The organism is Aliamphritea ceti (genome assembly GCF_024347215.1).
Classification (GTDB): Bacteria; Pseudomonadota; Gammaproteobacteria; order Pseudomonadales; family Balneatricaceae; genus Amphritea; species Amphritea ceti.
The window spans coordinates 4,982,718-4,997,488 of sequence record NZ_AP025282.1 but is presented as its reverse complement, the minus strand read 5'-3'; the positions used below and the strand labels follow the sequence as shown (position 1 = coordinate 4,997,488).

The window sequence follows — 14,771 nt, the reverse complement described above, 5'->3', positions numbered from 1 at the left end:
TATTGGATAAATCCGCCAATCAGTTAATGATCAGATTTTGTCTGGCCAGAAGTTTTTCCAGCTGTTGCGCCGGTGCTGACGGGTGGCTGCGCAGTTCAATATACATAGATTGCAGTTCGGGTAGCTGTGGCAGGTCAGCCAGTTGCCAGTCTTGCCCCAGTCCGCGCAACGGCCGCACAGTAACGCCGAGTCCCGCACGCACCGCCATCATCAGGCTGGCAAAGCTGCTGGTGTGATAAACCTGCTCCCATGTAATGCCCGCTTGATCTAATGCTTCAAGACCGCGCTGGCGAAACTGACATTGGGGTGACAGAAATGCCAGCGGTAAAGGTGCACCAGGCTGTGGATAGAACTGAGCAGATGCTACCCAGGCAAGAGGCTCTTCACTGATTTGCAAGCCTGTCAGTGCCGCCTTATCAGGCTGTAGTAATAAGACTAAGTCATAATTACCGGCATCAAATTCTTTACCCAGTTCCTGACTAAAGCCACAGTGCACTTCTAAGGCCAGCTGTGGGTTTGCCTGACGGAACTGTCCCAGCAATGCAGGTAACAGGGTTTCAGACAGGGCCTGAGATATACCAATTTTTAGTTGCTGATACTGGCGGGGGCCGGCAATGGCTGCGACGGCATCCTGATGGCTGCTGAGTATGCGGCGGGCATGACCAAGAAATATTTCACCTTCAGGGGTGAGAATGCGCTTGCGGCCTTCAGCCTGAAACAATGCTACACCGACTTCCTGTTCGAGTTTCTTAATCTGCTGGCTAACGGTGGATTGAGTTTTATGCAGCCGTTCAGACGCTTTAATAAAGCCTTGCTCGTGGACCACAGTAACAAAGGTATTGAGCAATTCAGAAGAGAGATTTGCAGACATAGTCATAGACCTGTTCAAAGCGTTATCAGAAAAATTACATATTGTGATTAAAGTCTTTTGAAAATTAGTTCGTAATTTACGATCAATTTAATAAATATAAATCGTTATTATTGATTTATTTTCGTCTTTAAACTTGCCTTTGTAAACCTGAGCAGATGAATAGCTTAGCGACTGGCAGAGGTACAGATTGATGGCAGAGTTAACGAATAAGCATGACAGGGAAGAAGATAGGATTCGCCGGGACAGCAATGGAGCGATTGATTACGGGTATTATCAGTTGCGGGGAAGAAGGGCGAGAGCGGAAGCAGCCTGGAAGTTAATCCGTTGTATGCTGACAGACAGAAAATCAAAGAATCAGCAATGAGATGCCCGGTCGGAGGGGCACCCCATTGCCGATTAGTGCTCTAGCTTGCTAGCTGTGTCTTCATCGCTGCATAAGCGACGATTTCACAAAGCATTTCCTCGCGGGCCAGGCCCGCGACGATCATTGCAGCTCTGTTAGGGAACGGAGCTTCAAAATATTCTGCGTAAACCTGATTGAAAATTGGTAGCTGGTCGCGGTGCGTTACGTAGATCAGAACCTGAGTGACGTCAGCCATTGTCAGACCTGCAGCTTCAATCGTGTGTTTAAAGTTCTCCATGGTCTGGCGAGCCTGTGCTTCGATGCCGCCTTCAACTACCTTACCTTCAGCGTTAATTGGAATTTGTGCTGTGGATAGGTGACCGTTTGCCGTTACGGCCCATTCAAGTGGTGCTTTTGATGCGAACAGGTCGGTCTTTACAGCTTGTTTCATGGGGTTTACCAGTTTTTTAGTCATTCATGGTGAAAATAAGAATGCGCTAACCTTCAGCGGTTGCGTCACAAGAATCATAGGAATTTATTTTCGATAATAAAAATTAATTATTTATATTTTTTAATAATTTAATCTTATTAGTGGTGGTGGGCCTGGTAGGTGTGATTAATTTTTTGTTTGTTTTTCATGGAGTTGAGGCCGACATGCAGAGAAGCGATAAACCTGCAATCAGCATCATTAAGTCCAAAATTCTTTCAAACTGGCGTGGACGCATTTGTAAAACAATGTGTTTGCCCAGCCAGGCTCCGATGATAAGAGTGCTTCCAACGATGAAGCCGTTGAGCAGTATCTTGGTATTAAGTACATCGAGATTGTCGAACGCTGACAGCTTGGCCAGATAGACCAGCATTGAAGCGGCTGCCTCACTGGCAATCAGAGGTCCCTGTAACAGTCCGAAAGCGGCAAATGCAGCAATACTCAGGGGCCCGGATGAGACAACAATACCGGTGATAAAACCGATAAATACCCCGGCTAAGCCCAGCTGCCATAACTTTATACTGAATTGTTTTTGCTTCAGGTGGCGACGCAATGGCAGCATGATCAGAAAGAAGCAGCCAAGGATCAGGTTCGCCGTGTTTTCCGGCATGCTGATCAGAGTATTCGCACCCAATGCGGCGGCGGGAATACTGGTAAGAGAATATGCCAGTACCGCTGGCCAGTGGATCTGTCGCCACCAGATAATTACTCTGCCAAGATTTGCCAAAACAGCGGCCACAGCCATAACCGGCACTGCTACTTTAGCGCCGAAACTGTAGAACAGTATCGGGAGCAGTATGATTGAAGAGCCGGTGCCAATAATGCCTGCCAATGTTCCGGCGAGTAGTCCGACTATAATGATAAACAGATAATCCACACATAAGGTCCTGAATTTACGTAAGTTTCACTTTAGGAAGGGAAACCTTGTATGACAACTAAACAGGTTTGCAATGCTGCACTATATATGTGACAAAATAAGCCAACTGGCTGGTTAACGGCCTCTCTGAACTAAAAAAGGAAAAAGGCCATGCAGGAGAGACTGCAGCAACTTGCAGCGGTAATCGACGATGTTTTACTGGGCAAGCCTGAGGTAATCCGTTTGTCTCTGGCCTGCCTGTTAGCACGGGGGCATTTACTCATAGAGGACTTGCCCGGGTTGGGTAAAACCACTCTTGCCCATGCATTGGCAAAGGTACTTGGGCTGGAATATCAGCGGGTGCAGTTCACCAGTGATATGTTGCCGGGAGATATTCTGGGGGGGGCTATTTATGATCAGCAGCAATCTTGTTTTCGACTGCATAAAGGTCCTGTTTTTACAGAGCTCCTATTGGCTGATGAGATTAACCGGACGTCGCCGAAAACCCAGAGTGCTTTATTGGAGGCAATGGAAGAGCGGCAGGTCTCTCTGGACGGTCAGCGGCATCCGTTAGCAGAAGTTTTTTTTGTTATTGCTACTCAGAATCCTACCGAACAATACGGTACTTTTCCGTTACCGGAATCTCAGCTGGACCGGTTTTTAATGCGTGTTTCGATTGGTTATCCCACGGCTGCAGCAGAGGAGCAGATGCTGCTTCAGGGAGGTGCCTCGGATCAATTGAGTGGTGTACAGCAACTGCTGACAGCAGATCAATTATTGGAGGCGCAACAAATCGTCAGTCAGCTGCAGGTCTCGCCTGCTGTGATCAGCTATCTGCAACGGCTGGCGCAATACAGTCGCGACAGTCAGCATTTCAGCCTGGGGCTCTCGCCCAGGGGTAGTCTGGCTGTGCTGAATGCGGCTAAAGCCTGGGCATTCCGCAGGGGCGGGCCTATGTTCTGCCTGATGATGTACAACAGGTATTTCCTGCGGTTGCCGGTCATCGTCTGGTGGGACGGGAATTATTGCATGCCGGGTCAGGGCATGATCCAGCCCGTTATTTGTTATCTCAGGTTGATGTACTCAACTGATGGCACGCCGTTTCTCTCTGGCTGACCGCCTGGCCCGACGGATGCGTCGCTGGGCCATTGCCCGTCATGAATCAGGACAGAAGATCGAACTGACGCAGCGGGTTATATATATTTTCCCTACCTGGGCCGGGTTTGCTTATCTGGGCGTCAACCTGCTGATTTTACTACTCGCTATTAATTATCAGAACAACCTCGCCTATGCGGTGTGCTTTATGCTGGGGGCAGTGTTTCTGATATCTATTTTGCACACATACGCAACGCTGTCCGGCGTGGTTGTTGAAACAGGGCGCTGTGAGCCGGTGTTTGTGGGTGAGGATATTGGTTTCAGTTATCAGCTTAAGGCGGCGGACAGGCAGGTAAACCAGATTACACTGGCGATTCATGATGCGGACTTACGTTCAGTGGCCATTGCTGCTGGAGGCAGTGCTATTCTGACGCTGTATCGCCCGGCATTGCAAAGAGGCTGGGATGAAGCCGGCGCGTTGTATATTGAAACCCGATATCCATTGGGATTAATCCGCGCCTGGAGCTGGGCGTCTTTGCAAAATAAATGTCTGGTATACCCTAAACCTGTGCAGGCTAAACGGCCACCGCCGCTATCTCCGGCTGCAGCGGAAGGCAGCAGGCCGGTCGGCAGTCGTCAGTCGGGTACCGATGCATTTCAGGGGCTGGATGATTATCAGGTCGGCGATTCACTGAGCCGGATTGCCTGGAAAAAACTCGCCAGTGGCCAGGGGCTAAAAGTACGCAGCTATACCACTGAACAGGGGCAAGAGTATTGGCTGGATGCCAATGTCTGGCCGGGCAGTCGGGAAGTAAAAATTTCAGAAATGACCTGGCAGGCCTTGCAATATCACGCTCAGGATCAGACTTATGGTTTACGCCTTGGTGGCGCCGATCTTGCGCCGGCTAAAGGCAGAGGGCATTTGGATGCGGTGCTGAAACAGCTAGCGCTGAGTCCTGGTGCTGCCAGCCAGTCAGAAGATGGAGGGCCGCTATGAGTTTATTTGCCCACCAACGGTCTGAAAGTAAGTCTGCATTACCTGCTCTTAGTGCCCGTCGCTGGTTATTGTTCAGCACTGTGCTGTGTATGTTGCCACAGGCGCTAAATATGCCTGTCTGGATGTCAGTAGTGTCTGGTGTGTTACTGGTATATGTAGGCCTGCGGCTAAATAGAGGGTTAGCGGAACCACCGCGTTTACTGAAGGTGCTGGCCGTATTGGTGATTCTGGCTACAGCCGCTCTTAGTGTATTGGACCGCTCAATGTTGCTGGGGCTGGTTATTTTACTGGTTATGGCGAATACCCTTAAGTTACTGGAGTTTCGCACGTTGCGGGACGCCTGGGTTATAGCACTGGTGAACTGCTTTATTATTGCCGCAGCGTATCTGTTTTCCACCAGTATGCTGGCGGGTGCTTACGGTGTGGTATCTATTATCGTACTGCTTGCCAGTCTGGTTGCACTGCACAGTGAGGTTCAAAGCGGGGCTATAAATGAAGTTGCAGCAGCGCAGTCATTGCGTTGGCAGCCTGTAAAAACCGCAGGGTTACTGTTATTGCAGGCGTTGCCGCTGGCGGCACTGATGTTTCTGGTTTTCCCCCGTATAGGCCCGTTATGGAGTCTGGAACTGGGGTCAACTGCCGGTCGTACCGGTCTTTCAGATAGCATGGCGCCCGGAGAAATCAGCAACTTGTTACGCTCTGACGAAATGGCGTTTCGGGTGAGCTTTAGTGGAGAGCCTGTAGCAGAGCCGGAGCGCTATTGGCGGGCGATGACGTTTGATTCTTTTGATGGTCAGCGCTGGCGTATAGATGCCGCCCAGTCACAGAGCCAGTTATCAGGTATTAGCAGCAGCGGTGATTATCAGGTAATCGCAGAACCGGCAACCAGTAGCTGGCTTATTGCCTTAACGCCGGTACGAACTGGCACGCAGGGATTAAAGCTGTTTGCTGATGGCACTGTACGGGCTCCAGAGCCTCTGCAACAGCGTTTCACCTATAATCTTGCATCTGAGGTCGATACTAAGGAATCGCTCAGTAAAGAGGCATACAGGCGCTATTTGCAGGTGCCTGCCGGGAATCCCCGTGCAAGGGCTTTAATCGATCAGTGGCTGGCGCAAGGGCTGACAAAATCACAAATAGTTAAGGCAATTCTGCAGCAGTATCAGCAGCGTTTCAGTTATACCTTGTCACCTGCCCGGTTACAGGGGGACCGGGTGGATGAGTTTTTCTTTTCAACCCGGGAAGGTTTTTGTGAGCACTTTGCCAGTGCAACCGGGCTGATGTTACGTATGGCCGGTATTCCCACCCGGGTGGTGGGAGGCTATCTTGGCGGGGAGTGGAATCCATACAGTCAGTATTTGCTGATCCGGCAGTATGATGCTCACGCCTGGGTTGAAGCCTGGATGGATGGCCGCTGGCAGCGAATTGACCCGACAGCAGCAGTGGCTCCGGAGCGGGTCAGAGACGGTGTCGAAAACTTACTGCAACAGTCACCGGGATATCTGGCTAACCAGCCGTTAAATATCCTGAATTTAGAACGACAGTTTGCGCTGCTGGCTGAACTGCGTTTGCGTTATCAGAGCCTTAACTATAACTGGCATCGCTGGGTGCTTGGCTACGACAGCCAGCAGGAAGATCTGTTACAGGACTGGTTGGGCAATCTTAATTATCTGAAATCAGTGTTATTGATACTGTTACCGGTCACGGTGGTGTTGCTATTCATTGGCTGGTGGCTTTTACGTGCCAGGCCTTTGTACAGGGATCAGATTTCACTGGATACGGAGCGCCTTTCAGACCGGGTTAGCCGGCAGGATCCAAATCTGGCCCGCAGTTCTGATGAAACTCTGCAACAGTATAGCCAGCGTTTGTGTCAGGCTTTGCCTGAGCTGAGTGAGGTGTTGTCAGGTTGGTCAGATGCTGCCGGGAAAGCACAGTATGACGTGTCTTCTAATGCCAATATGAAACACTATAAGCGCAGCCTGAGAAAGTTACGTCGCCGTCTATAATTCTGTAAGCCAAGCCAAGCCAAGCCAAGCCAAGCCAAGCCAAGCCAAGCCAAGCCAAGCCAAGCCAAGCCAAGCCAAGCCAAGCCAAGCCAAGCCAAGCCAAACCAACAAAAAAGCCCCCGTCAGTTACCTGACGGGGGCTTTTTTACAGTACCGGATCTAGTTGTTCGTAGAAGCTGATGGTTCAGCGCCCAGACCTTCTTTATCACGGATATCGTCGCGGATCAGTGCTTTGATCATAGAGATACACATCAGGAACATGATCATAGTGAATGGCAGTGCGCCGATGATCATTGCGTTCTTAAGTGCGTCCATACCACCGCCACCAGCGATTAGCAGAGTAGCGATTACCAGCGTCAGCAGAACACCCCAGATGATGCGGTGCAGATTACCAGTTTCCTGAGCGCCACCAGACATGATGGTGTTCATTACCAGAATACCGGAGTCAGCAGATGTCACCAGGAAGGTCATGATCAGTACAACACACATGATAGTGATTGCAGACAGCAGACCGCCGTCAATCATCAGTGCCAGTGTTGCGAACAGCTTAGCGGTAGCAGATGCACCGATGATGCTGCCTTCAGCTACGCCAGACAGTTCCAGATCGATCGCAGTACCACCCAGGATAGTCATCCATGCGAAACATACCAGTGCCGGAGCAATAACTGCACCCAGTACGAATTCACGGATAGTACGACCTTTAGAGATACGCGCCAGGAACAGACCTACGAATGGAGAGAATGCAATCCACCAAGCCCAATAGAAAGTAGTCCATGCAGACTGCCAGCCAAACTGACGGCCTTCTTCGGTAACTTCCCAGATAGCCGCTGCAGTAGCGTCGAAGTTTTCAGTTGCCTGCAGGGCAGCCGGCAGGCCAGCCTTGAAGGACTCGAAACCACCCCATGGGCCAGTCGCGTGTAATGCCTGCAGATCTGCAGGTGGCAGAGAACGGGCAACTTCAGGCAATGAAGCAACAAAGCTGTCGTAAGGAGTCGGGCCGTAAGCGCCGAAAGACAGTGAAACAAAGTTCAGGATGTAATCAACCAGTGCTGTACCGTAAGTGGTCATGGCAAAGCCGAATGAACCGAAGAATACGAAAGTCAGCAGCAGGATCAGAGACAATACCAGGTTCAGGTTAGACAGGTATTTTACCCCGCGACCTACACCGGATACTGCAGAGACAATCGACATACCCATGATCATAATCAGGGCTGCCAGCAGACCAACTGTGCTTGGTGCTGGTTTAGTGTCGATATCTTTCATTAGCCATTCCATGCCGGTAATGGCATAGACACCGTCAACCAGCTGGCTGATACCGAAACCGATAGTTACCGATACACCCAGGATTGTTGCTACAACGCCTAATACGTCAACCAGATGACCCAGCGGGCCATTCAGATGACGACCCAGCAGAGGTGTCAACGCAGAACGGATAGTTAGTGGCATGTTACGGGTGTACGCGTAGTAAGCCAGAGACAGGCCTGTCACCACGTAAATCGCCCAGGCATGGAAGCCATAGTGCAGGAAGGTATAACGCATACCGGATTCAACTGCACTGGCAGTATTAGCAACGGCGTCACCAGCCAGAACAACTGGGTTTGAGCCCCAGAGTCCCATAGGTTCTGCTGTAGAGTAAACCATCAGGCCTACACCCAGACCCGCACCGAACATCATGGAGAACCATGAGAAATTAGAAAATTCAGGCTTTTCACCTTCTGGACCGAGTCGACGGCTACCCCAGGAAGGGACAATAGCAAGTGCGAAACAGAAGAAAGCGAACAGACCAACTACAACGATGTAGAAGGAGTTGAAGGTATTCAGCAGAGTACCATTCAATGATGACAGCATAGAGCCAGCGTTATCAGGCCAGACCAGTGCCCACAAAACCAGCAGTGTCATAGACACTTTACTGAGCATTGCGATAGGCAAACTGTAACCTTTATAAAAGCCTTCGGAAGAGGTTTTAACCTCTATATCCGTAAACGGCGGTGGGGTTTTCATGTTATTACCTCATGTTGTTATTTTTATGAGTATTTAACGGGAGCGTATACCGGAGTCCTTTCCTTAAAATATTAACTTTGTCATTTATTAAAACTGAAGGTATTCAGCGTTACTAAATAACGCAGTTTATTATCGCGCAGGTAATATTACCTGTTACTGCTTTGTCCGCCTTAATCACTGCATGCCTGTCGCAGTGATGAGAGCGTATGCGCGTTATGTGTTTAATCCGGAAACTGTAACAAATGTTACTGCTTCAATTAGCTATTTTGTTTTTATACACCCAATAAAAACAAATTAAGTCGCCAGATTAACCACTCAATCTAACAGCGTTTATTTAATGCCTATATCATAAATGCGAAAATAATTCGCAATTTTACTTATAGGCATAAATATCATTTATGTCAGTTTTTTTAATTAAATAGTCATTTAAAGAAAAAGCTGTTTTTAATTAAATGACTATTTAAAAATAAAGCTTAACTTAATAATTAAATTAAGCTGGCTTCAGGCTGCTTTCAAAAAAGTTTAACCAGTTTAGCCCCATTATTCTGGCAACATCCTGTTCACTGAAGCCACGCTTCAGTAAACCAGCTGTCAGATTAGGGAAGTCGCGGCTGTCTTTAAACCACTCCAGCGGACGTGGCCAGTCAGCATTGCTCTTTGAGCCTTCGCCGTAGTCCATCTCTTTCGACCAGCGGCCGTTACGCATCCACTCCAGTACTTCCAGCGGCTGCTGCTGACACAAATCAGTACCAATACCAATTTGCTCAACACCCATCAGGTCTGCGGTACGGGCAACCATGTCGCAGAACTCATCAAGAGTACAGTCAGGGCCGTTTTTCAGGTGGAACGGATACAGGCTGAAGCCCAGTAAACCACCGGATTCACCCAGTGCTTTCAGAACAGTATCGGACTTATTACGTTTAGCCGCATGGAAGCTGTTCGGGTTAGCGTGTGAGATCACAATCGGCCGGCTGGAAATTTCAATCGCTTCCAGGGTGCTGCGCTCAGCACTGTGGCTCATATCAACGATCATGCCTACCCGGTTCATCTCAGCGATAACCTGGCGACCAAAGCGGGTAACACCGCTGTCTTCTGCTTCGTAGCAACCACAGGCCAGCAGGCTCTGGTTGTTATAGGTGAGCTGCATAATCATAAGATTCAGCTCACGCATAATCTCGATCATGTCGATGTCATCTTCGATCGGCGAGCAGTTTTGCGCGCCGAACATAACACCTACTTTACCCAGTTTTTTCGCCAGACGGATATCATCCGCAGACTTAACCGGCATGATCAGATCGCCGTGTTGCTCGAACATGCGGTTCCATTCGCCTATGCGCAGCAGGGTCTCGCGAATCTGCTCATGATAGACGATGGTGGCGTGAACCATAGTTACACCGCCGGCTTGCAGCTGTTCGAAAATCTCGCGGCTCCAGTTGGAGTACTGCAGGCCATCTATGACGATCTGTTGGCGATGTATATCCAGATGCATGTTTAGCTCTCCTGATGACTGATTATATGCGGCTGACTTCAGGCGCGGATGTAGCTGGTTTTAACCACTGTGTAGAACTCTTTCGCGTAAGTGCCCTGTTCACGAGGACCAAAGCTAGAGTCTTTACGGCCACCGAAAGGTACGTGGTAATCAGTACCTGCAGTTGGCAGGTTAACCATGACACAACCAGTTTTAGCGTTACGCTTGAAGTGAGTCGCGTACTGCAGAGACTGTGTGCAGATACCGCCAGTCAGACCGAAGTTAGTATCGTTCAGAGTCGCCAGAGCTTCTTCGTAATCTTTAACTTTGATAACACAGGCAATCGGTGCGAATGCTTCTTCACGGTTGATTGTCATGTCATTAGTTGTGTTAGTGAACAATGCTGGCTGCATGTAGTAGCCTTCAACTTCTTCACCGTTGTAAGTTTCAGTGAACACTTCACCGCCACATACCAGGTTGCCGCCTTCGCGTTTAGCCTGTTCAAAATACTCAACGTTCTGTTCCAACTGACGGGCATCAGCAACAGCACCGATGTGAACACCTTCTTTCAGAGGGTGGCCAACAACCAGTTTCTGCATACGTGCCTGCATCGCTTCTACGAAACGGTCGTGAATGCCTTCAGTTACGATCAGACGGGAAGATGCTGTACATTTCTGGCCAGTACCACCGAAAGCACCACCAACAGCACATTCAACAGCGTTATCCAGATCGGCATCGTCCAGTACGATCAGGGCGTTCTTGCTGCCCATTTCCAGCTGGCATTTAACCAGGTTGCCAGCGGTAGCAGATGCAACCTTACGGCCAGTTTCCAGGGAGCCTGTGAATGTCAGAGCGTTTACCTGACGGGAGTTGATCAGTACGTCACCCACTTCACGGCCAGGACCCATAACCAGGTTGAAAGTACCTGCAGGCAGACCCTGACGGGAAATGATTTCAGTCAGTGCCCATGCAGATGCAGGAACCTGATTCGCTGGCTTCCATACAACGGCGTTACCGAATGCCAGTGCCGGAGCAATTTTCCAGGCACCTGTTGCAGTTGGGAAGTTCCAAGGCGTGATGATGCCGACAACGCCAACAGGCTCGCGACGGGTTTCAATTTCGATGCCTGGACGAACTGACTCAGCTGTCTCGCCCATCTGACGCAGCACTTCAGCAGCGTAGTAATGGAAGAACTGGCCAGAACGGTAAACTTCACCGCCGCCTTCAGCGACTGTTTTACCTTCTTCGCGTGCCAGGATCATACCCAGCTCGTCTTTACGGGCAATCAGTTCGTCACCAATCGCCATCAGTACGGAGTAACGCTGCTCCAGACCGCTCTTGGCCCATTCTACCTGACCAGCAGTTGCTGCCTGAATGGCCGCTTCAGTCTGAGCTGTATCAGCCTGAGCGTACTGACCAATAACGTCACGGGTATCTGCCGGGCTGATGTTAGCAATGTTGCCGTTGTTGCCTGGCTGCCATTCACCGGCGATGTAGTTGTTGAATACCTGATCTGACATATTGATCTCCTGACTATCGGAAGTAGCGCCTATGCTTAACTGTATGTGTAAGAGAGGGCGCAATATAAAAATCTGTTGGAACCATAATAGGTCTCGTGCTGTAATAATAAAAATTAATAAATAATATTTTGTGATAAGGAGTTCTTATTATGTTGGCAGATCTGAAGATCGCGCAGCTGCGTCACTTCATCTGGGTGGCTGAACTCAAAGGCTTTCATGCCGCGGCGGAACGGGCTCACCGTACCCAGCCGGCGATCTCCTTATCCATTCGTGATCTGGAAAATAAGCTCGGTGAAGCGCTGTTTGAGAAGCATCACTCCAAAACGAATAAGACCGAGCTAACGCCGTTCGGGCATTACTTCCTGCCGAAAGCTAAAGAACTGATCAGTCATCATGACCGGGTCGCTGAGGATATGGAGTTACTGGCTAAGCACCGTACCGGTCATTTACGTCTGGCCTCAGTACCGTCGATCGCCAGCCGGGTATTGCCCGCGTTATTACAGGACTTTGTTAGTCAGGCACCGGATCTGCATATCAGTTGCTTTGATGATAATTCTGATGCCGTTATTCGGATGATTGAAAATCAGCAGGTGGATTTTGGCCTGACGAATCTGCTGAAGCCAGATCTGTATACCAATCTGACATTCACGCCGATCTGGCAGGATGAAGTGGGAGTGGTGTGTCCGGTCGGACATCCTCTGGCTGAAGAGGTCAGCGTTGACTGGAAAGTGCTGAAAGAGTATCGCCTGATCGGTAATGGTACCTCCCGTTTACTTGAAGGCACTGATGCTGCCGGCCTGTTAGATAAGTCGCCTTTATATGTTTCGAATATGATTTCTTTGCTGGCGATGCTGGACGCTGGTTTTGGAATTACAACATTGCCGCGTTATGCGTTTCCGGAAAATAGTCCTAACTTTAGGTTTGTACCTTTGCATTCACCGCAGGTGATTCGTCGTATAGGTGTGGTGCAGCAAACTAACCGTTCCCTGTCGCCACCGGCGGAAGCCTTCTATAAATATATCCTGCAGCAGTGCTGTAGTGATCTGGAAGAAGACGCCTAAACGTATAAACTCTTAGGAAAAATAATATCTTCGATAATTTAATAAGTTTTGATTATCGTTTGATAGAACCTTTTGATTTGATGCCGCAGCGAAATCGGCTGATTATGTTTGTAAGGGAGCTCAGGATAATACCAGCGACGCGCGGTGATTATATCTGGCCCTAAATATAATAATCAGCGGTCCGGTCCGGGTACTGCACCATATATTTCTATGCTGCCCTAAGAATCGGCGAATCAGTCTTTCACGCGCACACGCGTGTGTATCACAGACGGTCGCGGATTCTGTATCCACGAGACTTAGGTGTTCCATGAGGTTAAGACAATGACAGGGTCTGCGGCAATTCAGGCATCACTCTACGGCAGCCATGCACTGCCACTTCGGCCCGTCGGGCAGGTTATGCAGCTTGAGCGTTTGGGGGCTATGCACCAGAGCAGGCTGAGTTTCATGCGCGCGCTGGTAAGACGTATCATGCGTGAACGCTGGCAGATTACCCCGGCACTGATGGAGCTGGATGACCAGGGCTATGGCCGGGTTATCTATCGCATTCAGGCGCCACAGGGCTGCTACAGCTTCGTACTTTTCTCTGACTATTTATCACCTGAAGAACGTAATGATCGTGTGATTGCCACTAAGTGGGATCTGACCATGGCGCTGGTTGCCGGTGATCTGGCGGCTGAAGTTGCTGCCGGTGATGAAAGTTATCTGCAAAAACTGCGTGATAATGTGCCTAAACAGGAAGCCGGCCGGGTCGATAGCCGTGTTTTCGTTTTGTCCCGGGCAAACCGCAGCGCGCGTAACTTTGATTACGTCGTTGATCAACTGGCCAATGGCGAGCAGCCTGATGCCGAAAAGATTGCCAAAGTTGGCTATCTGTACCGTACAACCGCTGTATACGGTAGCGGTAAGCTTGGTATGGCTGACTGGCAGAAAGTGCAAAGCCACTGGCTGGACTTCGCCCGTCCGTTCAGTGCTGAAATGTTTGTGTGCTTTATGTTGCGTAACTTCAGTCTGTTACAGGCGGAACATATTGCAAAAATCCGCAATCCGGAAACGTACAAACCAATGGAGCTGGGCCTGAAGCGTTACTTTGGTATTGGTAATTCTACCGGGCTGGGGATGGCGCCTTATCTGATTAATCACCCTTTGCTGATTAACCGCTGGATTGAAATGCGTGAGCTGGCGCTGGCACGTATCTGTGCCATGACCGAGCCGGACGGCAGCACCCGTGATCGCTTTGGTGAGCTGTTACGGCGTTGCGACCTGCATACCCGTGAAGTGTTTTGTGACGATGAATGGCAGCAAGACAATAATCAGATGCTGCTGAATGATTTGCAGCGTCTGCAAGAGCAGATGTTGAACGGTATCAGTGACTGGAGCAGCCTGCTGGAATGGAGTAATCAGAACTGTTCATTACAGGGCCAGGAGCTGTTGGTTTCTGTGCTGCTTGAGCTGTACCCAACGCTGGTTGATGAGCTGGAAGAGCATTGCTGTCAGAATGACGTGATGGATCTTAATCCGCAAATGCCGCTGAGCACGCTTAAATCTCTGATCGAAAAACATTATGACTGGGCACTGGAGATCGATTTTTCCAAGCCGGAAGCCTGCCAGACATTTTGGTATCGGTCAGAAGATAAAATGGAACCGCGTTTAGGTGACTGTGAGCAGGAGCCGGGCGCCGATAAACAAATGCCGCTGGGCATTGGTTTTCTTGTACGTCAGTGCTACGACCAGCTGCAGGAGTTTGGCGGTGATGAGCAGGCGACCTGTGCACAGTTCTTGCTGGAGCAGCCGCAGTCACGGGGTATAGTGCGCCGTATTCAGGCAATGAGTAACACTTTGTTCGGTGAAATTCGTGCCAACTTACTGGATAAAGACGTGCTGCCAATGCACTTGCTGCGCGCTAAGCTGGCGTTCTTTGGGGTAAGTAAATTTGATCCGCGTTCCAAGCTTTGGGTACGTAACACTATGTTTCAGGGGGCTCCCTTACTGGAAGATATCGGCAAACCTTTTGCTGATGACTGGTTTATGCCACTGAATCCACAAACCCAATCTAACCGCTAGGACGC

The 14,771-nt window shown here is 49.7% G+C and carries 11 protein-coding genes and 1 pseudogene; 6 read left to right on the top strand and 6 right to left on the bottom strand.

Translation table 11 applies throughout. From position 1 onward, the window contains the following. Positions 1-19: 19 nt before the first annotated feature. Entirely contained in the window at positions 20-871 is an 852-nt protein-coding gene (locus tag OCU49_RS22700; protein WP_261842793.1) for a LysR substrate-binding domain-containing protein, read from the bottom strand. A 190-nt stretch (positions 872-1,061) separates the two neighbouring features. Between OCU49_RS22700 and OCU49_RS22695 the strand changes: the two genes are divergently transcribed. Then, positions 1,062-1,235 carry a hypothetical protein gene (locus tag OCU49_RS22695; protein ID WP_261842792.1) on the top strand — a complete coding sequence of 58 codons (174 nt, stop codon included), beginning with the start codon at positions 1,062-1,064 and terminating at the stop codon, positions 1,233-1,235. Between the two features lie 40 nt (positions 1,236-1,275). Here the strand turns inward: OCU49_RS22695 and OCU49_RS22690 are convergent, their stop codons facing one another. Together OCU49_RS22690 and OCU49_RS22685 are read right to left on the bottom strand one after the other, a co-directional pair. After that, the gene (locus OCU49_RS22690; protein ID WP_261842791.1) at positions 1,276-1,665 is read right to left on the bottom strand and encodes a RidA family protein; all 390 of its coding nucleotides are present in this window, start codon (positions 1,663-1,665) and stop codon (positions 1,276-1,278) included. 184 nt (positions 1,666-1,849) lie between these two features. After that, the gene (locus OCU49_RS22685) at positions 1,850-2,578 is read right to left on the bottom strand and encodes a sulfite exporter TauE/SafE family protein (RefSeq protein WP_261842790.1); all 729 of its coding nucleotides are present in this window, start codon (positions 2,576-2,578) and stop codon (positions 1,850-1,852) included. A gap of 150 nt (positions 2,579-2,728) precedes the next feature. Here OCU49_RS22685 and OCU49_RS23790 point away from each other — a divergent pair. The 3 genes and pseudogenes from OCU49_RS23790 (at position 2,729) to OCU49_RS22665 (ending at position 6,655) form a co-directional block, all read left to right on the top strand. Beyond that, positions 2,729-3,648: pseudogene (locus OCU49_RS23790) on the top strand (AAA family ATPase). After that, positions 3,648-4,649, top strand: a complete 1,002-nt coding sequence (locus OCU49_RS22670) for a DUF58 domain-containing protein (RefSeq protein WP_261842789.1) — start codon at positions 3,648-3,650, stop codon at positions 4,647-4,649. Before OCU49_RS23790 ends, OCU49_RS22670 begins: the two are co-directional and overlap by 1 nt. Next, positions 4,646-6,655, top strand: a complete 2,010-nt coding sequence (locus OCU49_RS22665; RefSeq protein WP_261842788.1) for a transglutaminase TgpA family protein — start codon at positions 4,646-4,648, stop codon at positions 6,653-6,655. The genes OCU49_RS22670 and OCU49_RS22665 overlap by 4 nt, the downstream gene beginning before the upstream one ends. A gap of 159 nt (positions 6,656-6,814) precedes the next feature. Here OCU49_RS22665 and OCU49_RS22660 read toward each other — a convergent pair whose 3' ends face one another. The 3 genes from OCU49_RS22660 to OCU49_RS22650 all read right to left on the bottom strand — a co-directional run bounded on the left by OCU49_RS22660 (position 6,815) and on the right by OCU49_RS22650 (position 11,644). After that, positions 6,815-8,656 carry a BCCT family transporter gene (locus OCU49_RS22660; RefSeq protein WP_261842787.1) on the bottom strand — a complete coding sequence of 614 codons (1,842 nt, stop codon included), beginning with the start codon at positions 8,654-8,656 and terminating at the stop codon, positions 6,815-6,817. A gap of 490 nt (positions 8,657-9,146) precedes the next feature. Next, positions 9,147-10,145 (bottom strand): dipeptidase, encoded by a 999-nt coding sequence (locus OCU49_RS22655; protein WP_261842786.1) that lies wholly within the window; start codon positions 10,143-10,145, stop codon positions 9,147-9,149. Between the two features lie 38 nt (positions 10,146-10,183). Beyond that, positions 10,184-11,644 (bottom strand): aldehyde dehydrogenase family protein, encoded by a 1,461-nt coding sequence (locus OCU49_RS22650; RefSeq protein WP_261842785.1) that lies wholly within the window; start codon positions 11,642-11,644, stop codon positions 10,184-10,186. A 149-nt stretch (positions 11,645-11,793) separates the two neighbouring features. On the opposite strand from OCU49_RS22650, the gene OCU49_RS22645 reads away from it, so the two are divergent. Beyond that, a complete protein-coding gene (locus OCU49_RS22645; RefSeq protein WP_261842784.1) occupies positions 11,794-12,705 on the top strand; it encodes a LysR family transcriptional regulator in 912 nt (303 codons plus the stop codon). A 321-nt stretch (positions 12,706-13,026) separates the two neighbouring features. After that, positions 13,027-14,766 carry a hypothetical protein gene (locus OCU49_RS22640; protein ID WP_261842783.1) on the top strand — a complete coding sequence of 580 codons (1,740 nt, stop codon included), beginning with the start codon at positions 13,027-13,029 and terminating at the stop codon, positions 14,764-14,766. Positions 14,767-14,771: the final 5 nt, after the last annotated feature.